This is a genomic window from Flavobacterium sp. 245 (assembly GCF_004362055.1).
Lineage (GTDB): Bacteria > Bacteroidota > Bacteroidia > Flavobacteriales > Flavobacteriaceae > Flavobacterium.
In genome coordinates this window covers 110773-134440 of sequence record NZ_SNXB01000010.1, presented here as the reverse complement: position 1 = coordinate 134440, position 23668 = coordinate 110773, and the positions used below count along the sequence as shown (strand labels likewise).

Genomic DNA, 23668 nt, shown 5'->3' with positions numbered 1-23668 from the left:
TGATTATATAGATCATAACAGGGCTTCCCAAATAATAGAAGACTGAGAAAAACAGTAGGATTAAATTGTTTATGTGTAGATAAGAGGTATTTTATAGGTACAACAGAAGCTTGTCAAAATTGGTGGTAATACTGTGACAAAGCTTTTTATATATAGTAAATTGTTTTATTTGGCTAAAAAAGGTTTAGGAATTAAGTAATAGCTTATCGAAGTAATTGATGGTTGTGACCAAGCCTTCACGAAGCTGGATTTTAGGTTCCCATCCGTCTAGTTTATTATTTGCCAGGGAAATATCTGGCTTTCTTTGTTTCGGATCGTCTTGAGGTAGATCCAGATGAATGATTTTTGATTTAGAACCAATAAGATCAATAATTGCCTCTGCCAGTTCGAGCATCGTAAATTCGTTTGGGTTTCCTAAATTCACAGGACCAAGAAACTCCGGACTTGAAGCCATCATCCTTATCATGCCTTCAATTAAATCGTCAATATATTGAAATGAACGGGTTTGTAAGCCATCTCCAAAAATGGTTATATCTTTTCCTTGCAAGGCTTGTACGATAAAGTTAGAAACCACTCTTCCATCAACCGGATTCATATTAGGTCCGTAAGTATTGAAAATTCGGATGATTTTTATGGCAACCTTATTTTGATTGTGATAATCCATAAACAGCGTTTCTGCACAGCGCTTGCCTTCATCATAACAAGAACGAATTCCAATTGGGTTTACATGCCCCCAATAGCTTTCGGTCTGCGGATGCACAAGCGGATCTCCGTAGACTTCACTGGTACTGGCCTGCAAGACTTTAGCATTAACGCGTTTTGCCAGCCCAAGTACATTAATAGCTCCCATTACAGAAGTTTTTATTGTTTTTATTGGATTGTACTGATAATGCACAGGAGATGCTGGACACGCCAGATTATAAATTTCATCTACCTCAGCATAATAAGACTCCGTTATATCGTGTCTAACCATTTCAAAATACGGATTATCGATGAGTTCAATAATATTGGATTTTGCTCCAGTAAAATAATTATCCAGGCAAATTACTTCATTTCCTTCATTTAATAATCTTTTGCATAAATGCGAACCTACAAATCCAGCCCCGCCAGTTATCAATATTCTTTTCATTTTAATTCGATATTATTTCTTATTGAATCAACTTTAGTTTGAATTTGAAAAAAGTAATGTGACTTAAAACGTGCCAAATAAAATCCTTCTTTCCCGTCTAAAAATCCTAATTTTAAAACGTAAGCGCCCAAGAAATAAACAACTGGAAGCAATCCTGTATTAAGAAGTCCATATTTAATTTTTTGATTGATAGACAAAAGAACATTCTTGGTTTCTTTAAGCTGTAAATATCGTTGTGCTTCCCAAGTACTATAAGCATTGTGTTTTGCTATATAGTGTTCTAAATTTTTAAAATCTTTGTGAGCCACTTTTGCTTTTATAATTCCGATTTTGCCTTCAATAATAGGATGTTCATGTACTTCCATATCCAGATGACTCCACAAATCTTCTTCTATTTTTTCATAAGCGCCTTTAGATTTCCTAAAGAGAGCCGATTTTTTAAACCCATAACCGTATTTTAGTTTTCTGCCCATAAAATAGTTTTGAAAGTGTATGGTAAAACCGTTATAGGAAGGGTCTTGGGTTTTAATTGCTATTTCGCTGACAAACTCATCGGTAACAAATTCATCGGCATCCAAAAACAAAATCCATTCGTGTCGGATGTCAGCATTTTGGAGTGCCCAATTTCGCTTTTTAGGAAATTTGCCATTCCATTGAAATTGCAATACTTCGGCTCCCAGAGCGGTGGCTATAATTATGGTATCATCTGTGCTTCCAGAATCTACTACAATTATTTGGTCAAATCGCTTTAATTTATCCAAACAGGATGGTAAATTCAGCGCTTCATTTTTGACTGATACGATTACAGAAATTGGAATTTTACTCAAAACTTCTAGATTTAAATTTTTACAGAATACATTGCGATGATCGAATTGCCATCAACAATTTTTGGATAATAAAAAACAACTAAGAGGAATAGTCTTTAAATAGAAATTATGCAATAACTCTATGTTTAATAAATTTTGCAGGATTTCCCCCAACTATAGCATTTCGCTCAACATCTTTAGTTACAAGACTTCCAGATCCAATAACAGCATTTTCTTTTACTGTTATTCCTGGCATTATAAAAGCTCTGGCGCCTACAAAAACATTTTTTTCTATAGTAATTTTACTTGTAATCAGATTTAAGGAAGATTTATCAAAAGCATGAGTTCCCGTACATAGATAAGCTTCTTGTGCTATTGTAGCATGTTCAAATATTTCTATTTTTCCCAAGGTATAGGCATTGGCTCTGTCTCCCAGACAAGAATGATCGTGCATTGTAAGATTCCACGGAATTTGAATTCTTGCTCTTTGATGTACAAATGGTTTTCCATAAATGGTACATCCAAATAATTTAAGCCAGAACAATCTCCAAGAATTAGCTGGTTTTGGTGTCCAGCTGCAAAACAGCAACCAAGCATATTCCCAAAGCAACATTTTTAATCGATACGATAATGTCCATGGTGAATCATAAGGCGAATTTTGACTGTGTTCTATAGTGGCGCTATTCATTTAATACTGTTTGAAAGTCGTCAATAAACATTTTTGCAATTTTAGAAGTCGAAAAATCATCAAAAACTTTCCTTCCGTTTAAAGAAATTCTTTCGCGAAGTTCTAAATCAGTCATTAGCCTTATCAATTGTTTAGAAAGTTTTTCGGTTTGATTTTTACTGCTTTGATTAAATTTCAAACAGTTTACTTCGCCAAATGCATATTCATTAAAACAATCGTGATTAGAGAGAACGGTCGCACATCCATAAGACATAGCTTCCCGAGGTGCTACAGGACCGGCATCTCCAGTTCCATCTTGTATTGGGTAACAAAAAATTTTAGATTCGAAATAAAATTTAGATAATGCATCTTGATCGTAAATTGAGCCTACAAAATTTACATTTCCTTTTTTGCTTTTTAAACTTTCATAATAAGCTTCTCCTCCTCCACCTTCTGCTAATTCCCAAGGGCCTACAATATTCAATGTCCAATTTTTGGAAATAGAATCTGGAATCGAATTAAAAGCATCTATTAAAATATGAACTCCTTTTTCTTTGTCCAAACGACCAACAAATAAAATACTATTAGTCTTAGCTGTTTTAAAATCTTTTAATTGAAAAGGAACAGGATTCGGGATATAAGAAATTTTGTTATGATATTTTGGTTTAAGTCTTTCTTTAACTAAATCAAAAATCAGTGGAGAACAAGCTCTAAATTTTCCCACATTGGTGTAAAATTTCATTTGCCATTTTGGTCTTCTCTCTACACTTACATAAATTTTACCTTTTGTTTTATTTCTAAAAAAAATAGGTAGCCAAAAAGTATTAGAAACTACGATATCACTATCAATATGTTTTAATGTTCGTAAAGTATATATTAAATCATAAAATTTTAAAATTAATAAGCTTTTTGGAGTTGAAAAACCTTTAACGCGAATATGTGATACTCCATTTATGGTTTCTTTATTTACAAATGATGGATGAGTTTTGCTAATGTGTGTTACCTCATGTCCTAAATCGACAAACTCCTGTCCTAATTTGAAGTATATTTTTTCTACTGCTCCGCCCAATATTGGGGGAACTGGAAAAAAAGCGCCTTGAACTATTGTTATTTTCATGTTTTAAATAGTATTATATAATTCAACCATTTTCTTTCCCACAACCTGTATATCATACTTTTCTTTGACAAGTTTTTTACCTTCAATTCCCATTTCTTGCAATTTGTCTACTGGCGTATTAAAAACCTTTACTAAAGTCGACTGCAAATTTTCAACTGATAAATCAATCCACCAGCCACAGTTATAAGATTCCAAATCTTGCCATGGTGTTCCTGTTGTTGTAATCACTGGAATTCCAACTGCCAAAGCTTCTGCAACGACAAGGCCAAAATTTTCACTATAAGTAGGCAACACCATGACATCGGCTGAGCGCAAAAAATTCCATTTGGCTTCCTGATAAACAGCACCAACAAAATGTACATTTTGCAAATCGTGGCAACTCTGAATTAGCTTTGCTGTATAAGCCTCCTCTCCGCTGCCGGCAATTTCCAGAGTCCAGCTTTTAGTATCACAATTGCGCCAAGCTTCTAACAAAATTTCAATGCCTTTTTTAGGGTGAATTCGCGAAATGAAAACTACCTTTTTGTTTCCATAACCCACTTTGAAACTTTTACATTCACTCAAATCTATACCGTTTGGTACTATTGTAATTTTATTTTTGAAATCCAATTTTCTGATACTGTCTTTTTCCATTTGAGCAGTTGCATGAATATGATCCACGTTTCTTATGGCTTTATTTTGAAATAACAGGAGTGCTAATTTTTTTTTCAAAGGGTTGTGCTCCAGAATCCATGACTCTAACATACCGTGCGGTGACAAAAGCACTTTTATTTTTAACTCTTGCGCAACTTTTTGAAAACCCCAGTTTTGAGGACTCCAAATTCCGTTAATATGAACAATATCGGGTTTTTCATTTTTAAGGAAAACACGAAATTCTCTAATCAAAGAAAACCATCTAAATATATTATTATCGAAAAAGCTTATTGATACCCCATCAATCTTTATGGGATCTTTAGAAATTCCTGTCGCAATAGTAAGTGAAGTGCCCTCCTTTAATGCGTTACTTAACAAACGCATATATTCTGTAGTTCCTCCACCACTTTTATCTATACTGGCTATGTAATGGATTACTTTCATTGGTTGATAATTTTGTGACGATTACTTATTATATAACAAACCCAACTTCTCTAGTAAAATATTTAAAATCCTTTGGAAGCTCTTTGATTTCCTTAGCTGGATTTCCACCGTATAAACGATATGGAGTTGTAAAAGTTTTGTTTAGTAAAGAGTTTGCACCAAGAACACTGTAAGAAGGTAAATTTGCTCCCCCCAAAACAGTTGATGCAGTTCCTAAAAAACAATAATCGCCTATTGTTATGGGCTGACTGTCTTGAATATTCAATTCAATATTAATAGAATGACTCAAAAATTGACTGGCATAACCTGCAATGGTAACAAAATTCCCAATTTGAATTGTATTAGTGCAATCGATATGGTGATTTTTGGTGATGGCAGAATGATGTCCAATTATTAAATGTGACTTGCGATCAGGCTGATGTGAAAAATGTTGAGAATTGCTATCATCCGGAAATCCTGTAATCCAGTTACCTCTTGCTATAGTGGAATATTGTTCAATTTTTATTAAACCTAAATTTACGCCTACATTAAAATGCCCGATATTGGAATTAGAACTCATGATCAATTTTTTGGGATAAATCCAAGAAAGCCCAATTCTAGCAGACGGATGAATTTCATATTTAAAAAATTGAATCAACATAAACCGTTTCAATCGCCAAGGCAATAAAACAGTGATAAATTTGAGCAATATCATGTTTAATTGTTTATTAATTCAATGTACTTATGGACAGTACTGTCAAAATCAAACCTTTTTGCGTTTTCATAACCCAATTTTATAATTTGATTTCTAAACGCTGTATTTTTAATTTTTAAAAATTGATTTGCAAAAGCTCTTGCATTGTTTGGATCTGCATATAAGGCTGCATTGCCACCTACTTCGCTCATCATAGGCGCTTTGTTGCTCGTTATAACTGGTGCTCCACAAGCTTGTGCCTCAATTATAGGCCAGCCAAAACCTTCAGAATAAGATGGGAAAATCATGGCTTCGCATATGGAATAAAGTGCTATAACTTCTTTATCGTTAGGGTTGTTAATTTGTACAACTCGATCTGAAACATTTAATTTTTTGACTAATTCAAGAAGGCTAACATTTAAGGCTTCACCAGCCAAAACCAATAATCCGTCCCAATCATTTTGTAGTTCATAAATCATCTGAATTAGCAATTTTCTATTTTTGCGTTCCAAATCAGAGCCTACATGCAAAATGAATGCTTTATCTTTTAATCGCTCAAAATCAGAAAGTTCCTCCTTAATTTGATCTTCAGGCAAAGGCACAAATTTTTCAGACAAAGCATTATGAATACAAATCCATTTTTTCTTAATGTCTGGTTTTGTGTCGATTTCGATCAATTGGTTTAATGTAAATTCAGATACCGCCACTAATTTATTAGCTCCTGAAAGTGCTTTCAAAATTATTTTCTGCAAAATCTCACCCGATTTTGTTGCTGAGCAATAGGTACCGGCAAATCCCAAACCTGCTCTTATTGCCAAAACATCGTGACATGTTATTATGGTTTTGTTTTTAGGCAAAAAGTTAAGATAAAAAGCATTTGAATGATCACATATATGATAATTGACTTTTTTAAGTAAAACAAAATTCAAGCTTCTTATAAAAAATAGTTCGATAGGAAATAAGAGAAATTTATCACTATAGGCCAACCATTTTATCAAAATGGGTTTATTAAAACCTAACTTCCTAAATACTTCTCGAGGACGAATAACATTAACCTGAAGTTTGGCCTTTTTATATCCATCGGCCATTAATCCTTCGAAAATCAGCATACTAAATTGCTTGTCAGGCTTATAATTACCAATCAAAATTAGCTTTGAAATCATAAATTCGTTTTTTGTAAAGAAGTATCAGCTTTCGGCAAAGTAGCCAGTACTAGACCTCCCATAATTGTGGCGTAACCAAGGATACTAGGTTGTGCCCATTGTCCCTGAATTATTGTGACAACGGCCGCTCCGCAAAGAATAAAGGGTAGCAATTTTTCTTCCCGTGGCAATCTAAAGGATTGGACGGCCATACTTAGTGCTAAAACTAATCGTAAAATAATTAGTCCCCCGCCAAAAAGAATACCTTGCTCACCACCTAAACGACCAAACTCGGTCTCGGAAATCAGAAAAGTAATTTTTCCATTCAGCATTTGTGCACCGGCATTTGTACCCATTCCTAGATTACCTGCAAACATGGGCTGACTGAATAAATCACTAATTGGTTCTGTTAAATCATTGAAAATTCTTAAAAAAATGGAATCCTTTAAACCACCGCCAGCAGTTGATTTATTTGCAGAATCAACACGATCCATAAATACCTCAATACCCAGCTTAAATGTTGTAGAGTACTCTTGCAAAGCATAAATCACTAAACCAAAAACAATTGTGCTAACAATTAATTTAGCAATCATTTTACTGGAAGTCACTGATGCGATTACAGCAAACAAGGCCACTATAAGAACAGCCATTACGGCACCGCGACTTATAGTCAGCGGCAAAGCAATTATCAAAGTAACAGTACTTATTATTAGTAAGATCTTAGAACAGCGATCTTTAGACAACCAGAAATAAAAAATAAAAACAGACACAGCGGTATAAAAACTAGCCAAACCCGATATAAACGAAAAGGTCCCAGGCGGTCTGCTATATCCCATTGCTCCTGAAAATCCTGCACTTCCTTCACCTCCAATTCCAACATTAATCAAGGCTGTCTGCGGACTACTAAATTGGAAGTATACAATTATTGTCATGAAAATATTCATCACTAATAAAAATCGTCCCATTTTGAGCACATCCTCTTTTGTAAAAACTTTTCCGATGATAAAAATCAGAGGAAAATGAACTAACATAATCCTTGCTCCATAAAGGCCTACAAAAAGATTACCATGACCAAAACATAAAGCAATTGCAAGGCTTACAAGAGTAAAAATATAACTTAAAACTATGTATGGAGATATAAAATTGACTTTTAAATTAAGAGCTCTCAGAATAATATATACCGCAATTGGATCACGAACAACTAATAAAGGTGTCGCCAAACTAGGTAAAATCCATTTGCGTAAAGCACCTTCAAAAATCCAAAGCAAAAAATACAGCCAAATAGCTATTTTTAAAGAATTATATGTTTTTGGTTCCAAAAGCTGTTCTTTAGCTATATCCATTTATTCAAATTGTTTATAAAATCTTTAACGAAGAAAGTGTTTCTGCCATTTCTTGTCCATAAACTGACCACGGCCTGCTCTGAGCTTTAATTTGAGCAGCAAGCCCAAACTGCTCCAATATCTCCGGTCTTTCAAAAATTTTAGTAAATACTTGATTAATTGCTATTGAAGATCCTGCTGGAACAATCCATCCGTCTACGTTATCTGATATTATATCTGGACCCGCTGTTCGCTCGGTCGTGATAACCGGCACTCCTTGTGACATTGCCTCCGTAATTACCAGACCAAAACCTTCAAAAAGAGAAGGAAAAACAAGGACATCATGCTCTCGCATACAATTCAAAACTTGACTATGAGATAATGTTGGAATCCATTGATGTTGCTCTAAAGCTCGATTCAGTGCCTTACAGTCAGCAACTGCTTTATGTCCAACAACAGTTAATTCAACTTTATCTTTTAATCCTTCAACTGCTTCAAATAAGTACGAAATTCCTTTTCTTTGGGAAAGCCCTCCCACAAATAAAACTTTGAGTTTACGATTAACCAAGGGCTGATATTCTTTTTTTTCATTTGCTTCTGGAAAACCGTATGGTATTATTTTTATATCCGGCAAATTTCCTGAATACTCTTCCAGTGTTTTTTTGGTAAAACTACTTGCTACAAAAATTACATCTGCAAGCGCCAATTCTTGATCTTTTCGATTTAACTTATCTACAGAATCATTAAATCCTGTTAGTGTACTTGACCATTCTGGATTGATGTCGAGCTCTTTTTCCAATAGCAGCTGTGCACTTTTCCAGTAACCAATAGGCAAATCATAAACACAATAAAGACCTAATTGCTTCGCTTTTGTAAAAGTGGCCAATGCACCATCTTCATATCCGTACACCGCTGACAAACCCTCTTTTTTTGCTTTAGCCAAACTATTTGCAACCCATTTTTCGTGATTCTCATAAACCTTATCTATACAAAAAAAACCTTTTTCGTGTCTTGTCAAATACCTCAAATGTAATTTTGATGCTAGTAAACGCCCAAACTCAAAAAAAGATTTTGAACATGTATAGGGTTGCCATGACTTGTCTAAATTCCTTCTTCTTAAATCTTTTAATTTTGAATTACTGCCTAACTTATATAATAACTGATCTGGAAATATTGCCACCGAAGTAAATAATTTGTAAAGCAGTTTATTATTTAATAATCCGGCAACCAAATTTTTTGAATTTGCATTTAAAGTTGGATGAGATACCAGTAATTTCATGATATGGAGATTGAATTAACAAATTGACTTGTCATAACTTGCAAATCAAATACTTCATTTTTTTTCGAAATGAGATTTAAATTATCTTTTTCATATTTAATAATTTGCGGTATTTCGTATTTCCCATTAGTTGGCGTCCATTTTCGAGCAACACAAATTGTACTTAATTGGTGCTCTCTGTAGGCTGCATAAACCCCGCTTTTTTCTGTCTGAAAATAAGGTGTTGTAGATATTCCAAAATCACTATCAGCAAGCACTTGCGAAATAACATTTTCAGATTGAATACCCATTACTTTATAAGAGATAGTATGATTTTCAAGTGTAGCCTTATAAGCTTCGAGATCTTCTCCGTTTTTTCCAATAAAAATAAATTTTATTGGTTTGATCAATAGTTTTGAATTACGCATTAAATCATCTACAAAATCCTTAAAAGGCGCTCCAAAATGAATACTGCCAAATAACACAAATTGAGTAAAAGCAGCACTTTCTCTTTTTTCAGCTACTACTGGTATATTACCACAAATAGGTAAAACTTGCGCATCAATGTTGTGTTTCTTCAGAAAAAATTGATACAATTTATTTTGCGTATGAACGCTATTGGGTCTAGTCGAACGAATTATGTTTTTAATTATAACTTGCTGTAATCTCCCGATGCATTTATGCTTAAATGGAGCTTCCTTGTCTATTCCCAGCCATAATTCATGAAACATGATGTGCCATTTGTACTTTCCTTTGAATTTCTTTAGGAACGATGGCAGCAAAAAAGGCAATCCTTTTGAGTTAAAACTGTAGGGAACGAATTGCAAGCTTATCCAATCTGGGCTAAAGTCTTTTATGTATTGCGCCGTTTTATTATAGCGTAGTTTTGATGACACAAAATAGGGTATACGCAATACAGAGATTATGCTTCCTTCACATTGCTGCATTTCAGCACTAACCTCTCTTACATTATTATCACTTAAAGCCACAATTATCGCCTGATGTTTGTTTCTGACAAGTTCTCCTGCCAAACGGCGGGTATAATCACCAACACCATCAGAACCGGGCTCTAAAGAACCACATAAAAAAAGTATTTTCATTTATGTTATTTTTCGTGTAAGCAACTAAATCATTCTTCACTTTATTAGCCCAGCATTCTGCCCATTATAGAAGCAAGTTTAATATCCATTTTTTTTATTTTCAATTGCGATTTAGAATAAATTTCGATTGGATATTGACAGTAATTAAAAAACATTTTTGCCGCAGTACTGGGTTTAAAACCCTTCGATACGAGTTGTTGGGTAAAGTTGTTTTTCCATGGTTTTACAGTTTCAACGGCATGGGCCATCAAGTAAGCCGGATCTGTAAATCCCATTCCCTCACTTCCAATGATGCTAAAAGAAATATCTTGAGATATTGTCATTGCCGCATTCAGCAAATCCTGATCACCTTTGAAGGCGCGATGACCTGCTTTTTCAAATTGGGACAGATCTCCATCAATGTCTTTATACTTTTCAGTTAATGAAATCCATCGGTCCAATAATGCCAAACTATCTTTGTGTATTCCTATAAAACCACTATTTGCGTAATAATTCAATTCACAGGTTGATTGATTATTGGCTAGTTTTTGCCATTCTTTCCTCCATGGATGCGTATGATGCACAAAAGGAAAACAATTATCAAGGCAAACCGATACTCCATTATTTGTCCAGTTTGATATAAAGGACCATGGCGCATTGACCACAATATCAGGATCAAAATAATAGATATTGGTCAAATCTGCATTTGCTTCAGCTACCTTTTTCATAAAAGAAGGTTTATAATAGCCGAAGTGCATCTCAACATCCAATAATTCAAAAACCAACTGAACATCATTTCCAATCTTGAAAGTATTATCTGATTTTTGTAGTTGATTGACCCATACAGGAAGGTTCCCTCTGTATCCAACATAAATTATTCCTTTAAAAGAAGACCGAACTAAAGAATTCACTAAAGCTCCCACGCCTTTTTCGTAATGCCCTTCAAAAAGTGTTGTAACAATCTCCATTTTTAATCTGAATGTCTATAGTTGCTAGTTTAATTTATATAATCTTGTTTTTAAAAAACTGTCTCTAATCCTATTTTTGACTTTAATTGTGGTTTTGAAACTTCCCAAATTTGAATACAATTGTTGCAAAAGATCTAATATCTGATATTCGCTTTTTTGAAGAATATTTCGTTGATAGAAAATTTTTATGGAAATGGATATCATCTTTTTAATATTTCTGGAAGCAATGTATCTGTAATCATTTTTTAAGTTTATGGGGTTTATTTTATCAAGATTATACCCTATCAACATTGGGCTGGAAAGCCCGAAGCCTAAAAATAATTTTTTATAATACTTAATTTCAGTTCTGTTTTTTGGAATGTAATGATAAAACTGTAATTTTTTGTACCATAAGACTTCATAACCAATCATACCGACTGCTAAACACAACTCATGATCTTCACTACTTGCCAATGACGTCCCAATTCTACCGGTAGTTTGAAACTCAAATTCATACTTATCTACTAATTCTGCAAAAGCTTTTTTATTTACAATCATTCCTGCTCCATATACCACTTTTCGGGTATTAGTTATATTGCCCTCTTGTAAATATTGCGAACCGACAGCCAAAGTATGATATTGGTTTTCCCAAAATAAAGGAGGCTCCTTCCCTTCAAATACTGGCAAGCCATACCCTCCAATAATACCAACATTCGGATTGTTGTTTATGATACCCAATGCATCACTTAAATAATTATTTGACAACCAGTTATCATCATCACAAAATAATAAAAAATCAAAAGTGGAATTCTTTATACCACACATTCGGGCTGCAGATAATCCAGGTGTTGCTTCTTTAATTACTGTAAAATTAGGGCTACTTGCTGTTTTGCTGTTTTGCCACAAAGTATTCGCAAATTCAAAAGTATTATCTGTAGAAGCATTATCAATGATCAATATTTCCCATTCACTTACTGCTATATTGATTTGATTTTGCAAGTGTTCAATTGTTGGTTTCAATCTACTAACACTGTTGTAGCAGCAAACTATTACGCTTATACCGTTCATGGTTTCTTGATTTTATATTTTAGTTTGGCAAATAGAAATTGCAAATTGCGTTTGTACGAAATATTTTTTGCCCTCCAGAAAGATCCTTTTGAATCTATCCATTTATCAACATCAAAATAATCCTTTGATAGCGGATACAATGATTTTCCGTCGGTTACATAATTATCGTATGACTCTGTAATTGAAATCAAATAATTGATTCCGGTTCTTTTTTTGGCCGAAAAGAAAACTTTGTTATATAGAATAGAATTCCATAGTGCAATAAATTTGGGCCATTCATTTATTTCTCTGTCACATGCTTTAACAAACCAACTGGATGCATCCTCTGGCATCCTACTCAATCTTCTTTTCCATTTTGATAAAGCTTCATTCTCATCTTTATAATGCAAAAAGTGAATTTCAATATCACCAAGCAATGCAATTGGATATTTCTCTTTCAGATAAAGTTCTTCATATTCTTTAAACTGGGTTTCGTGCTTAAAAACTAATTCCTGTTTAAGATATTCGGGCAAGTTGTTTGCCATTTTAACAAACTGCAGTGGCGGAATAAATAATCCTACAAAGGGTGAGTTATATTCGATTTCACGCTCTATATAGATCTCCGCTCCCCAACAATTATTTGATATAATGCAAAAATCGTTATTCATAATTTATTGAAATAATCTTCTATATCTGGCGCTATAATTAAAATTATTGGTTCTCATTTTGATGAACTTTGCGGGAATTCCAGCCACTACATTACAAGATTCAACATCTTTAGTTATTGTTGCCGAAGCCGCTACCACGGCGCCATATTTAATATGTAAACCTGGTAAAACCATTGCTCTTGTTCCTATCCATACGTAATCTTCTATTACAACTTCTTTATTGCGTTCTTGAGCATGGTCGAATAACTCATCATGATCTGCGGTTAGAATAATTACTTCCTCAGAAATGGAAACATTGTTTCCTATTTTTAAATTGCCTCTGGTGTCAATTCTGCAGCCACTATTAATTACAGAATCAAGACCAATCTCTAATCCTTTTGCAGCATCAAACTTGCAATTCATACAAATTGTACTTCCTTTGCCAATCTTAAAATTCATAATCTTGCGATAGTAAAACAACCTTATCGAATGACTGGGAATATGTGATATTATATGATTGCAGAGGTACAATCTAAACTCTGATATAATTTTTCTCATTTTTATAAAGTCAAATTATTGAAAACCGAAGCATATTAAAAAATAGTTTGTAATTCCATGGACTTTTGCCTTTTACCATTGCCTTAATATAGAACAGCGTTCCCATAATAATACCTTTTCTAAATTTATATCCAAACTTCTTAGAGAGTGTAGAATGCCAAATAGGAAGAACATCATTATAATAACTTTTCAATTCGCCTAACGGAATAGTTGAATTATTGGTTTCATGAATTCTGTAATACCCTATTACTTCGTCACAATAGTATAATTTTCTATTTTCTGCGTATCGCAACATCAACTCAGCATCACAAACCTGAGTGTTTAAAAAGAGCTGGCCATTCAACTTGATTTCATCTAATTTTTTCTTTCTGAAGACGGTAAAAATGATGTGAAAAGGATTCTCAAATGCAATTTTTTCGAATGCATTTTCAACATAACCAGATTTCATAAATTCATTTTTTGAAGTAAATTTCTTTAAACCCGTTTTTTCGAAATACATTTTATATTTAAATGACACGAAATCTATTTGTTGATCTGTGAGTTTTTCTAAACCTTTTTCTATGAAGGTATTGTTGTGAATATCATCTGCATTTGCAATAATAACATATTCGCCTGTGGCCTTCTCATAAGCATTATTCCAGTTAGGCCCAATTCCAAGGTTTTTTTCATTTCTAAATAAACTTACTTTGGGATTCTTGCCAAATAAATCATTCAGAATTTCCCATGTTCCATCTGTCGAAAAATCATCCTGTATAATTATTTCTACATTTTCATACGTTTGCAATAGAAAACAATTTACTGTCTCTTCGATATATTTTGCCGCATTATAAACCGGTATACAAACAGATACTAATCGATTATTCATATAATAAATATTCAAAATGATTAAACTAAACTGACCTTAATTTATAAATTTTAACCAATGTGTATAAGGAATATATTACTGCCTGAATAACTGAAATGAAGATGTTGAAATACAAAACCCCCATTAAAGATGAAATATCAAATAAGAAAATACCAATTACAATTGATAATAAATTAGAGGCAATATACAAGTAAGGATTAATAAGCCACCCTCTGCTGGAACTAAGCGAAAATAGAAATCCTGTTATTAGTCCCAAACAGCTTCCTGTTACATTTAAAACTAACGCTGTGTTCAAGCCTCTATAATTTCCACCCAGTATCCAAAGAAATTGATTTGAGAATAGAAAAACACTAGTAACGATTATTATACATACAATTATTAAAAGGAAAACATTTAATAAAAATTGGTTCAGCAATACTTTGAAGTCACTATTTTGTCTGGCAAAACGAGGAACCAATAAAGTAGAAAATAATGAGGCTAATACTCCTAATAAAACAGATACTCGGCCCAATGCACCAATTTGTGCAACCGATGTGGTATTTCCTGCAATTGAAATCAGCCAAATAGTAATTTGTCCTGATAAGCAGTAATAAATTGCACCCGGCAGTACTCGCTTAACGATAGACATAATCTCTTTTTCAACAACAGGATCAGTGGTCTGCTTGTTATCTACAAAAGTTTCAGCAATTTTTCGAAGCTTTATATTTCCATAAATTCGAGGAATTCCACTTGCTAAAATGGCTATAAACGAATAGGGAAAAATAAAAATTGTCAAGCCCGTCAAAATCAAACGCCAAATTCCTACTGAAACCTGATTCTTTTGTAATGGAAGTATATCCTGGTGAAGTTTAGGGAAAATTTCCAGCAGCGAATCTGATAAAGCGGCAAAAAAAGCAGGAATTAAAGAGGCTACAATTAATATCGTAATTAACCAGTTTGCACCATTACGCAGCAAGAGATACATTAATAATGGCACCGCAAAAATAAGACTTCCTATGGCAAATTTACGACGCATACTAAGTCCTGTTGCCAAAATAACACCTAATTTTTCTCTATCCTGCCAATGCTGTCCTCCTTGCGAAAATACTCCTGTTCCAATACCTCCGTCAGCTAATAGCGTCATGGTTCCAAGCATAGTGTTAGACAAAGTATAAAGCGCATACTCATTTACAGATAATAAGTGTATAATCAAAAGACCGCTTGCAAAGCCTACCACTTGAATAATAATCTGTGCAGAGCCTGTGATACTTATTAACTTTCCCCAATGGAGTGCTCTGTAATAATGCGGATGTTCCTTTATTTTATTTAGCATTATTCGATTTAAAATAAATTAATTGTGCAGATACTTTATACTTATTACATTCTTCTTGAAACCCATTTTTTTCTTAATTTATCTAACGGCATATCATAATATTGATAAATAAATAATGAAAATAAATAAGTGATAAATAAATAGCCCAACATGTAAGGTATCCTATCTATTTTTGAAAGTTCATCTATATAATAGTTATATGGAATTATAAACATCCAATGACTTAAATATAAAACATATGACATACCACCAAGCAACATGTCTCTAGAATCGCTTTTCCTTCGTACACTATTAGAAAGCAACGGTATTAAAAGAAAAGAAACTAAAATATTGAAAAGCTCATTGTAACTGCTGTCAGCCAGTTTAACCAAAGCAAATAAATTAGGAATTGCATAGTGTATCACTAATATTCCTATAAACAAACTGTTGAAAATCCTTTCGATCTTATAATTGAATTCGATCTTGGATTTATAAATTTCTATCCCAACAAGAAAATAAACTAAATATTTAAGTATCGTTTTGCTAAGGAATAAATCTGTCCATAAAAAAGATAAAGCCAGCATAATAAGAAAAGCGATGCCTAAAATTGAGAACCTTACTTTTTGCTGTTTCAGAAAAATCAAAATTAGTGGCAAAAACAAATAAAACTGAAGCTCAATATCCAGAGACCAAGCTGGCACTAAAGGTTGAAAACTAAGCTGATTATAACCTAACATCAATAAATTTGCGACTCCAAAACTGACACCGCTGAGCGATGTAAAATTAATTCTTTCTATCACCTGAGAATCAAATATAAAAAGCATGATAAAAGTTAAAATACTTATCAGGTAATAAACTGGAAGCAAACGAAAAATTCTGCTGCAATAAAATACTAGCAAGGGTTGCTTTGCTTTGCTGTATTTTGTTTCATACATTAAAGTTACCCAATAACCACTTAATATAAAAAAGCAGTAAACAGCCAAATGTCCAATAAAAACAAACTTCGTGATATGAAAAAAGACAACTAAACTTGCTAAAATGAAACGAACTAAACCTGGTTTAATCATATTTTAATTTTATTTATTTCTGCCGTATCAAAAAAGTATTGCAGTCTGCCACTAATTGATGTGACTATTTTTTTAGCTATTTTGAGTTTTGCTTTATCTTTAATTTCAATAATAATGAATCATCCTTTGCCTATTCCTTTCACTTCAAATCCTATAGCAGTTAATTTTTCAACATCAAGAATATTACGTCCATCAAATACGAAAGCGGGCTTATACATATTAATGTAAATTTTTTCCCAATCATAGTCTTTAAATTCGTCCCATTCTGTTAGTACCGCAACGGCATGTGCTTGATCCATTGCCTCAGAAGGAGTATCGTACACAAAAATCTGTTTTAGTTTTAATTCTATTTTATGATCTGAAAGTCCTTTCAATTCCCATAAGTACTTTAGGTCAGCTTTAATTTTTGTTTCAGAAACTTTAGGATCAAAAACATGAATTTCAGCGCCATCTTCAATAAGATGTTCTGCTACGTAAATTGCTGCAGACTCTCGGGTATCATTGGTATCTTTTTTAAATGCCCATCCTAAAAAAGTAATTTTCTTATCACTTACCGTATTAAACAGTGAACTAATTATTTTTTTTGCAAAACGATATTTTTGATAATCGTTTAAAATAATTACCTGTTCCCAATAATCAGCCACTTCAGGCAGGTTAAAATAACGGCACAAATACACTAAATTCAAAATGTCTTTTTGGAAGCAAGATCCTCCAAACCCAACAGAGGCTTTTAGAAACTTAGAACCAATTCTGGTGTCAGTTCCAATAGCAACGGCTACTTCATCAACATCAGCCTCAGTAACTTCGCACAAGGCAGATAAAGCATTAATTGATGAGATTCTTTGTGCCAAAAATGCATTAGCCGTTAATTTTGATAATTCTGAAGACCATACATTTGTGGTTAAAATTTGTTTTGGCGAAAGCCAATGTGCATAAATATCGACCAGTGATTGAATTGCTCTTTGACCGTTTTCTGTTTGTTTTCCACCAATTAAAACACGATCAGCATTCAATAAATCATTGAGAGCAGTTCCTTCGGCCAAAAATTCAGGATTAGAAAGAACTTCAAATTTGAAACCATTACCAGTACGGTCTAAAATAGTCTGTAGCGTTTCGGCAGTTCTTACCGGAAGTGTTGATTTTTCGACTATGATCTTATCACTTTTGGCAACTTTAGCAATTTGTCTGGCGCACAACTCTACAAATTTTAAATCGGCAGCCATTCCCTTGCCTTCTCCATATGTTTTTGTTGGCGTGTTTACGGCTATGAAAATCATATCTGCAGCTTCAATTGCACTATCTGCATCAGTAGAAAAAAACAGATTACGATTTCTTGCTTCCCTCACTACTTCGGCAAGTCCGGGCTCATAAACGGGCAGTTTGTCTAAATCTTCATTATTCCAGGCTGCGATTCGGTTTTCATTTAAATCGACAACAGTTACTTTTATTTCGGGACATTTCAATGCTATAACAGACATTGTTGGCCCCCCTACATATCCAGCGCCTAAGCAACAAATATTTTTAATTTTCATTTACTGCTTTTTTTTATGAAACAAAAAATGCTTTGTTTTTAATTAAGTCAATCAGTTATTCGAAATAATTCAAGATCTTATAACCACATTCTTTTAAATGTTGTTCTTTTTCCATTAACCTTAAATCAGACAGCATCATTTCTTTTACTAATCCTGCCAAATTATATTGACATTCCCAGCCTAACTTAGTTTTTGCTTTTGTTGCGTCGCCAATCAATAATTCTACTTCTGTCGGTCTAAAATAATTTGCATCTACTGCTAATACTTCTTTACCAATCAAAAGTTGATAATCAGGATTGCTGCAATATTTCACATAACCTTTCTCATCAATACCTTCGCCTCTAAACTCTAGCTCAATTCCTACTTCGTCAAAACTCATACGAACAAACTCACGAACTGCAGTAGTAATTCCTGTAGCGATTACCCAGTCTTCTGGTTCTTCAGCTTGCAAAATCATCCACATCATTCTGACATAATCTTTGGCATGCCCCCAATCGCGTTGTGCATCTAGATTTCCTAAGTATAATTTATCTTGCAGTCCGAGAGCAATTCTAGCAGTTGCTCTTGTAATTTTGCGTGTTACAAAAGTTTCTCCTCGAATAGGTGATTCATGATTAAACAAAATTCCGTTGCAGGCATACATTCCATAAGCTTCTCTATAATTTACGGTAATCCAGAAAGCATACATTTTAGCCACCGCGTAAGGCGATCTCGGATAAAACGGTGTTTTTTCTGTTTGAGGAACTTCCTGCACTTTACCATACAATTCTGAAGTAGATGCCTGATAAATACGAGTCTTTTTTTCCAATCCTAATAAACGAACTGCATCCAAGAGCCTTAAGGTTCCCAATCCATCTGCATTTCCGGTATATTCTGGAGTTTCAAATGAAACTGCTACATGGCTCATAGCAGCTAAATTATATATTTCATCAGGTTGGATTTCTTGGATCAAACGAGTCAAATTAGTACTATCCGTCATATCGCCATAATGTAAAATGAAATTCCTATTTTCTATATAAGGATCCTGATACAAATGGTCAATTCGATCTGTATTAAATAAGGACGTACGTCTTTTTACTCCATGCACTATGTAGCCTTTTTCTAGTAAAAATTCACTTAAATAGGCTCCGTCTTGGCCCGTCACTCCTGTAATAAGGGCAATTTTTTTAATTTGATTCATAATGTAACTATAAAGCACAAGGCATTCTGTTGCAAAGTCGCAAATTTGTAAAATCTTAAAAATATTTTGAGGGGGGTAAATTTTAAAAGCGCAAACTATTAAAAAGCTTTTTGCTTAAAGTTTTCAATGTTTTCCAAAAACCAATTGTAGGTTTTTTGTATTCCATCTTCTAATTTCACTTGATGTTTCCATCCGATGTTATGCATTTTAGAAACATCCATTAATTTTCTAGGTGTTCCGTCAGGTTTGGTATCATCCCAGATTATAGCTCCTGTATGGCCGACGATTTTTTGCACTAAGTTGGCTAAATCTCTGATAGTTAAATCCTCTCCCGTGCCAATATTGTACAAATGCTCAGGAAGTTCATTTTCTAAGGCAAAAACAACTGCCTCTGCCATGTCGTCTACAAATAGAAACTCTCGCATTGGTCTGCCAGATCCCCAGAGAGTCACCACGGCATTGTTGTTTTCCTTTGCTTCATGAAATTTTCGAATCATGGCTGGCAATACATGAGAACTATGCAAATCAAAATTATCACCTGTTCCGTATAAATTTGTTGGCATCAAACTCACAAAATCCTTTTCGTATTCATTACGAATAGCTTCACATAATTTTACTCCTGTGATTTTTGCCAAAGCATACCATTCATTTGTGGGTTCTAGAGGAGCAGTAAGCAAATATTCCTCCTTTAAAGGCTGTGGAGCTAATTTTGGATAAATACACGAACTGCCTAAAAAAATGAATTTATCTATACCCAAACGATGCGCTTCATTGATAAGGTTATTTTGAATCTGCATGTTTTCCATCAAGAATTCATATGGAAAATTATTATTGGCTAAAATTCCTCCAACTTTTGCGGCGGCGTCTATAATAACATCAGGTTTTGTTTTTCGGATGTAATCCCGAACTGCTTTTTGTTTTCGCAAATCCAGTTCTTTGCTTGAAGCGCCAATAAGATTATTGTAGCCTTTTGCACTAAGGACTCGCCAAATAGCACTTCCAACCATTCCGTTATGTCCGGCAATATATATTATAGAATTTTTATTAATCATGAGGCAACATTTATTTTAATAAAATAAGCAAAATAGAATTTTAAAGGAGCGGTGAAGCAATAGATTCCAATTGTTGGTAAACTTTTTTTACCTCTTGTGAATTTTCTTTTTGCAATACCATCAATGCGTCTGAAGTATAGATCAAAATGCAATTTTTGACACCTATAAAAGTAGTATGCGTTGACGTTCCTATCACAATATTTTTATTTTCATCGATTGGATGATCTTTCTGAACCAAATAATCATAAACCGACTCAAAAGAGCCAAGATCAGACCAATCAAAATAGGTTGGAACGACTTTGATATCTTTGCTTCGTTCCATTACTGCATAATCAATGCTTATCGAAGGAATGCTTAAAGATAATTCAAAATCTAAAAGGCCATCTTTATTTGATTCCCATGCTTTTTTTGATTTCCAATATACCTCTGGTTCCTGTTTCTCTAGTTCCGTTAAAAACTTCCTGGCTTTAAAACAAAAAAGTCCACTATTCCAAAAATAATTTCCTTCTTTCAAATAACCTGTTGCAGTTTCTAAATCAGGTTTTTCATGAAATGCGATTACATCCTCCTTTTCAAACTCTATATAGCCGTAGCCCGTTTCTGGTTTTGTTGGTTTTATACCGAAAGTTACTAAATAATCTTTTTCAGCAAGTACAATAGCTTCATGCAAAGCAGCCTGATACTTTTCAGTCCCCTCAATTACATGATCTGATGGAGTAATCAACAAAATATCATCAGGTTCTGATGCAAAAGCAGCAAAAGCAATTGCGGCAGCTGTATTACGAGGAACAGCTTCTACAATATGAAGATAAGATTTATTGAATTTACTCATACTCTTATCACTTAATTGATAATTTTCGATATTTCCCACCACTATCGTTTTATTGGAAACCTTTTCATTTCGGGCTACTGTTTTTTCAAAAAGTGACTCGCCATCAAAAAGCTCCAAATACTGTTTTGGCAAATTTTTTCTGGAAAGAGGCCACAACCTGCTTCCGACTCCTCCTGTTAAGATTACATGGGTAATGCTGTTAATTGCCATGGGAGTGCGATAAAACTTCTTTCTGGTAAACTTCATGACGCAGGCTGGAGCTCGAAAAACGGTGATCTCTAGTATTAAAATATAAATGGATTCCCTTTTCTTCACAGTAATTTCTACCGGTAAAATCCCTGTCTTTATATTCATCTCCCACAATACGCACATCTATTGTAAAGGATTTCAAAATATCCTCTAAATCCTGCTCAGTAGCATAAGGAACAATTTCGTCAACAAACTTACACGCTTTTAATTGTATATAACGTTCTACAACTGTCTGTGTTGGTTTATTTTTTGTTGGTCGATCTAATGTCGGGTCAGTCTGTAAACCGACAATTAAATAATCACAATTTAATTTCGCTTCTTCAAGCATTTTAACATGCCCTGCATGTAACAAATCAAATGCACTAAATGTTATTCCAATTTTCATCTGTTCAAAGTATTAAATTAAAAATAAGTTGTTAATGTGATTTTATGAGTAAAAAACATTTTGCCATTTTACTGGCTTTTTTTTGATGTTTTTTTGAGAATTGAAAAAGGGTTCCCCGTAAATAGCTGCATTTTAGCTACTCAAAAAGTAAAAAGGAAATGATGTAAAAAATAAAAAATTATTGCCTTTATATTGGTATGGAAATTTTAAAATTCAGCACAAAAAAAAACTGATTTTGTCATTTTCCTGACGACATTAATTTATGTTAAAATTACAATAATAAGATAGGTGCAAATTCATTTTTTGTTCTTTAATGTCCTGATTTAGGAAAAATTAACATGAAAAAAGCAGAACTGCCCTTATAGTAAAAGTTAAATTACCACTTCATTTATAGCGAAAAAACAGCTTTCATAAATCTTAATAAAAAAGCCGTAAAATCCACGTTTAGATTGATTAATTATTTTTTGAAGAAAAATTAAAAGTGCAATTATTGAACTTTTTAAAGTTTTTTTAAAGAAGAAAATTAAGAAACCAACCAGTCAATTTAAAGTATAATTATTTTAAAACAATAAACTGAAGAATTATGAAATGGTATGTAGTATACACAAAACCGAAATGGGAAAAAAGAGCTGCTGAACAATTAACAAAGTTTAATATCAATTGTTATTGTCCTTTAATTAAAAAAACGCAACAAAGATCAGACAGAAAAATAAAAGTAGAAGTACCTTTATTTAGTCATTATATATTTGTGCAGTTACCTGAAAAAGATAGGAATATGGTTTTTAATTCTCCTGGAGTTGTGAGATATCTATTTTGGCTAGGAAAACATGCCATTGTCAAAGATCATGAAATTGAAACCATTAAGGAATGGTTAAATACTGAAGATACTTCAAAAGAGATTTCGGTTCTTCAATACCAGATTGGAGACAGAATACATTTAAATTCAGGTCCGTTTTGTGATCAAAACGCTGTTGTTAAGGATATAACCAAAACGCATTATGTTTTAATTTTAGAATCTTTAGGATATATTTTAAAAGTGAAACATAAGTAATATAGAAGATATAGGCTTTTTAAGGAATGTCCGATCTTACCTTTTAAAGCTTATCCTTGAGGGAATCAAATATTGTAGTCTTTAAAATTTAGTTTGCTAAACTAAAGATTTCACTTTTTTTGATTCCCAAGATCTTGACTAAACGATCCAGTTTAGACAATTTGAGATCAACAATCCCTATTTCTATATTTTCATACTTTTTTACGCTGATTTCCATTTGAATAGCTACATATTCAGAAGTTAAATTCTTTTGCAATCGAAATTCTTTAATTCTTAAGTGGTAATTTTCCATGATAGTTTAATTTTCTGCATTTAAATTTAATTATCTCTATCTACTTTCACTAAAAAAAATTGAAACGTCGAACTTAAAAACAAACTCTATTGAAACCTCTAAAACTTTTGAAATCTCAATTAATTTTGAAACAGTCAAGTCAACATCACCTCTTTCAATTTTTCCATATCCGCTGGCACTCATATTCAATTCAGCTGCCATATATTCTCTAGTGAAATTTTTTAATTCTCTAATTTTTCTAATATTTTCATATACTGCATATTTCATAGAACAAAAAATTTAGTTTGGGGTGAACTTTATGCTTTTTACTTTTTACTAAATCAATAATAATTATCATTTTAAATTCAATTATCTTTAAAAAAGGCACTTTTAGATTATCAAAAATATTATCAAAAAATCTCAA

25 protein-coding genes are annotated in these 23668 nt (G+C 33.2%); 1 reads left to right on the top strand and 24 read right to left on the bottom strand.

Annotation, left to right across the window (positions count from 1 at the left end; translation table 11 throughout):
* Positions 1–184: 184 nt before the first annotated feature.
* From EV145_RS17875 to EV145_RS17770, 22 genes are all read right to left on the bottom strand, one after another.
* On the bottom strand, positions 185–1129 hold the full coding sequence (locus EV145_RS17875) for a UDP-glucuronic acid decarboxylase family protein (protein WP_208110916.1): 945 nt from the start codon (positions 1127–1129) through the stop codon (positions 185–187).
* Positions 1126–1956: a glycosyltransferase family 2 protein gene (locus tag EV145_RS17870; protein WP_133526554.1), complete on the bottom strand. Its 831-nt coding sequence runs from the start codon at positions 1954–1956 to the stop codon at positions 1126–1128. Before EV145_RS17870 ends, EV145_RS17875 begins: the two co-directional genes overlap by 4 nt.
* Before the next feature lie 106 nt (positions 1957–2062).
* Entirely contained in the window at positions 2063–2389 is a 327-nt protein-coding gene (locus EV145_RS22685) for a DapH/DapD/GlmU-related protein (protein ID WP_410501078.1), read from the bottom strand.
* A 226-nt stretch (positions 2390–2615) separates the two neighbouring features.
* Entirely contained in the window at positions 2616–3719 is a 1104-nt protein-coding gene (locus EV145_RS17860; protein ID WP_133526552.1) for a glycosyltransferase family 4 protein, read from the bottom strand.
* 3 nt (positions 3720–3722) lie between these two features.
* Complete coding sequence (locus tag EV145_RS17855) at positions 3723–4796, bottom strand: glycosyltransferase (RefSeq protein WP_133526551.1); 1074 nt, start codon at positions 4794–4796, stop codon at positions 3723–3725.
* 28 nt (positions 4797–4824) lie between these two features.
* The gene (locus tag EV145_RS17850) at positions 4825–5355 is read right to left on the bottom strand and encodes an acyltransferase (protein ID WP_243739283.1); all 531 of its coding nucleotides are present in this window, start codon (positions 5353–5355) and stop codon (positions 4825–4827) included.
* A 137-nt stretch (positions 5356–5492) separates the two neighbouring features.
* Complete coding sequence (locus tag EV145_RS17845; RefSeq protein WP_133526549.1) at positions 5493–6632, bottom strand: glycosyltransferase family 4 protein; 1140 nt, start codon at positions 6630–6632, stop codon at positions 5493–5495.
* Positions 6629–7954 (bottom strand): hypothetical protein, encoded by a 1326-nt coding sequence (locus tag EV145_RS17840; RefSeq protein ID WP_133526548.1) that lies wholly within the window; start codon positions 7952–7954, stop codon positions 6629–6631. The genes EV145_RS17845 and EV145_RS17840 overlap by 4 nt, the downstream gene beginning before the upstream one ends.
* Positions 7955–7967: 13 nt before the next feature.
* The gene (locus EV145_RS17835; protein ID WP_133526547.1) at positions 7968–9212 is read right to left on the bottom strand and encodes a glycosyltransferase family 4 protein; all 1245 of its coding nucleotides are present in this window, start codon (positions 9210–9212) and stop codon (positions 7968–7970) included.
* A complete protein-coding gene (locus EV145_RS17830) occupies positions 9209–10291 on the bottom strand; it encodes a glycosyltransferase (protein ID WP_133526546.1) in 1083 nt (360 codons plus the stop codon). The genes EV145_RS17835 and EV145_RS17830 overlap by 4 nt, the downstream gene beginning before the upstream one ends.
* A 44-nt stretch (positions 10292–10335) precedes the next feature.
* Entirely contained in the window at positions 10336–11238 is a 903-nt protein-coding gene (locus tag EV145_RS17825; protein WP_133526545.1) for a hypothetical protein, read from the bottom strand.
* 24 nt (positions 11239–11262) lie between these two features.
* Positions 11263–12285, bottom strand: coding sequence for a glycosyltransferase (locus EV145_RS17820; RefSeq protein ID WP_133526544.1), 1023 nt, complete (start codon positions 12283–12285; stop codon positions 11263–11265).
* Entirely contained in the window at positions 12282–12932 is a 651-nt protein-coding gene (locus tag EV145_RS17815; protein ID WP_133526543.1) for a DUF1919 domain-containing protein, read from the bottom strand. The genes EV145_RS17820 and EV145_RS17815 overlap by 4 nt, the downstream gene beginning before the upstream one ends.
* Before the next feature lie 3 nt (positions 12933–12935).
* A complete protein-coding gene (locus tag EV145_RS17810; RefSeq protein ID WP_208110915.1) occupies positions 12936–13370 on the bottom strand; it encodes an acyltransferase in 435 nt (144 codons plus the stop codon).
* A 109-nt stretch (positions 13371–13479) separates the two neighbouring features.
* Positions 13480–14334 carry a glycosyltransferase family 2 protein gene (locus EV145_RS17805; protein ID WP_133526541.1) on the bottom strand — a complete coding sequence of 285 codons (855 nt, stop codon included), beginning with the start codon at positions 14332–14334 and terminating at the stop codon, positions 13480–13482.
* A gap of 25 nt (positions 14335–14359) precedes the next feature.
* On the bottom strand, positions 14360–15646 hold the full coding sequence (locus EV145_RS17800; protein WP_133526540.1) for a polysaccharide biosynthesis protein: 1287 nt from the start codon (positions 15644–15646) through the stop codon (positions 14360–14362).
* Positions 15647–15690: 44 nt separating this feature from the next.
* Positions 15691–16692 carry an acyltransferase family protein gene (locus EV145_RS17795; RefSeq protein ID WP_133526539.1) on the bottom strand — a complete coding sequence of 334 codons (1002 nt, stop codon included), beginning with the start codon at positions 16690–16692 and terminating at the stop codon, positions 15691–15693.
* Between the two features lie 119 nt (positions 16693–16811).
* Entirely contained in the window at positions 16812–18224 is a 1413-nt protein-coding gene (locus tag EV145_RS17790; protein ID WP_133526538.1) for a nucleotide sugar dehydrogenase, read from the bottom strand.
* Between the two features lie 55 nt (positions 18225–18279).
* Positions 18280–19404, bottom strand: a complete 1125-nt coding sequence (gene gmd / locus EV145_RS17785; RefSeq protein WP_133526537.1) for a GDP-mannose 4,6-dehydratase — start codon at positions 19402–19404, stop codon at positions 18280–18282.
* A gap of 98 nt (positions 19405–19502) precedes the next feature.
* On the bottom strand, positions 19503–20456 hold the full coding sequence (locus EV145_RS17780) for a GDP-L-fucose synthase family protein (RefSeq protein WP_133526536.1): 954 nt from the start codon (positions 20454–20456) through the stop codon (positions 19503–19505).
* Positions 20457–20496: 40 nt separating this feature from the next.
* Complete coding sequence (locus tag EV145_RS17775) at positions 20497–21498, bottom strand: mannose-1-phosphate guanylyltransferase (RefSeq protein ID WP_133526535.1); 1002 nt, start codon at positions 21496–21498, stop codon at positions 20497–20499.
* Positions 21488–21922 carry an adenylyltransferase/cytidyltransferase family protein gene (locus tag EV145_RS17770; RefSeq protein ID WP_133526534.1) on the bottom strand — a complete coding sequence of 145 codons (435 nt, stop codon included), beginning with the start codon at positions 21920–21922 and terminating at the stop codon, positions 21488–21490. Before EV145_RS17770 ends, EV145_RS17775 begins: the two co-directional genes overlap by 11 nt.
* A gap of 583 nt (positions 21923–22505) precedes the next feature.
* Between EV145_RS17770 and EV145_RS17765 the strand changes: the two genes are divergently transcribed.
* Positions 22506–22973 (top strand): UpxY family transcription antiterminator, encoded by a 468-nt coding sequence (locus EV145_RS17765; RefSeq protein ID WP_133526533.1) that lies wholly within the window; start codon positions 22506–22508, stop codon positions 22971–22973.
* A gap of 88 nt (positions 22974–23061) precedes the next feature.
* Here EV145_RS17765 and EV145_RS17760 read toward each other — a convergent pair whose 3' ends face one another.
* Together EV145_RS17760 and EV145_RS17755 are read right to left on the bottom strand one after the other, a co-directional pair.
* Complete coding sequence (locus EV145_RS17760) at positions 23062–23265, bottom strand: helix-turn-helix domain-containing protein (protein ID WP_133526532.1); 204 nt, start codon at positions 23263–23265, stop codon at positions 23062–23064.
* A 36-nt stretch (positions 23266–23301) separates the two neighbouring features.
* The gene (locus EV145_RS17755; protein ID WP_133526531.1) at positions 23302–23532 is read right to left on the bottom strand and encodes a helix-turn-helix domain-containing protein; all 231 of its coding nucleotides are present in this window, start codon (positions 23530–23532) and stop codon (positions 23302–23304) included.
* Between the last annotated feature and the right edge of the window lie 136 nt (positions 23533–23668).

Coding starts and splice junctions, on each gene's coding strand:
- EV145_RS17875 (WP_208110916.1), bottom strand. CDS start 1,129: ATGAAAAGAATATTGATAACTGGCGGGGCTGGATTTGTAGGTTCGCAT.
- EV145_RS22685 (WP_410501078.1), bottom strand. CDS start 2,389: ATGCACGATCATTCTTGTCTGGGAGACAGAGCCAATGCCTATACCTTG.
- EV145_RS17860 (WP_133526552.1), bottom strand. CDS start 3,719: ATGAAAATAACAATAGTTCAAGGCGCTTTTTTTCCAGTTCCCCCAATA.
- EV145_RS17855 (WP_133526551.1), bottom strand. CDS start 4,796: ATGAAAGTAATCCATTACATAGCCAGTATAGATAAAAGTGGTGGAGGA.
- EV145_RS17850 (WP_243739283.1), bottom strand. CDS start 5,355: ATGAGTTCTAATTCCAATATCGGGCATTTTAATGTAGGCGTAAATTTA.
- EV145_RS17845 (WP_133526549.1), bottom strand. CDS start 6,632: ATGATTTCAAAGCTAATTTTGATTGGTAATTATAAGCCTGACAAGCAA.
- EV145_RS17840 (WP_133526548.1), bottom strand. CDS start 7,954: ATGGATATAGCTAAAGAACAGCTTTTGGAACCAAAAACATATAATTCT.
- EV145_RS17835 (WP_133526547.1), bottom strand. CDS start 9,212: ATGAAATTACTGGTATCTCATCCAACTTTAAATGCAAATTCAAAAAAT.
- EV145_RS17830 (WP_133526546.1), bottom strand. CDS start 10,291: ATGAAAATACTTTTTTTATGTGGTTCTTTAGAGCCCGGTTCTGATGGT.
- EV145_RS17825 (WP_133526545.1), bottom strand. CDS start 11,238: ATGGAGATTGTTACAACACTTTTTGAAGGGCATTACGAAAAAGGCGTG.
- EV145_RS17820 (WP_133526544.1), bottom strand. CDS start 12,285: ATGAACGGTATAAGCGTAATAGTTTGCTGCTACAACAGTGTTAGTAGA.
- EV145_RS17815 (WP_133526543.1), bottom strand. CDS start 12,932: ATGAATAACGATTTTTGCATTATATCAAATAATTGTTGGGGAGCGGAG.
- EV145_RS17810 (WP_208110915.1), bottom strand. CDS start 13,370: ATGAATTTTAAGATTGGCAAAGGAAGTACAATTTGTATGAATTGCAAG.
- EV145_RS17805 (WP_133526541.1), bottom strand. CDS start 14,334: ATGAATAATCGATTAGTATCTGTTTGTATACCGGTTTATAATGCGGCA.
- EV145_RS17800 (WP_133526540.1), bottom strand. CDS start 15,646: ATGCTAAATAAAATAAAGGAACATCCGCATTATTACAGAGCACTCCAT.
- EV145_RS17795 (WP_133526539.1), bottom strand. CDS start 16,692: ATGATTAAACCAGGTTTAGTTCGTTTCATTTTAGCAAGTTTAGTTGTC.
- EV145_RS17790 (WP_133526538.1), bottom strand. CDS start 18,224: ATGAAAATTAAAAATATTTGTTGCTTAGGCGCTGGATATGTAGGGGGG.
- gmd (WP_133526537.1), bottom strand. CDS start 19,404: ATGAATCAAATTAAAAAAATTGCCCTTATTACAGGAGTGACGGGCCAA.
- EV145_RS17780 (WP_133526536.1), bottom strand. CDS start 20,456: ATGATTAATAAAAATTCTATAATATATATTGCCGGACATAACGGAATG.
- EV145_RS17775 (WP_133526535.1), bottom strand. CDS start 21,498: ATGGCAATTAACAGCATTACCCATGTAATCTTAACAGGAGGAGTCGGA.
- EV145_RS17770 (WP_133526534.1), bottom strand. CDS start 21,922: ATGAAAATTGGAATAACATTTAGTGCATTTGATTTGTTACATGCAGGG.
- EV145_RS17765 (WP_133526533.1), top strand. CDS start 22,506: ATGAAATGGTATGTAGTATACACAAAACCGAAATGGGAAAAAAGAGCT.
- EV145_RS17760 (WP_133526532.1), bottom strand. CDS start 23,265: ATGGAAAATTACCACTTAAGAATTAAAGAATTTCGATTGCAAAAGAAT.
- EV145_RS17755 (WP_133526531.1), bottom strand. CDS start 23,532: ATGAAATATGCAGTATATGAAAATATTAGAAAAATTAGAGAATTAAAA.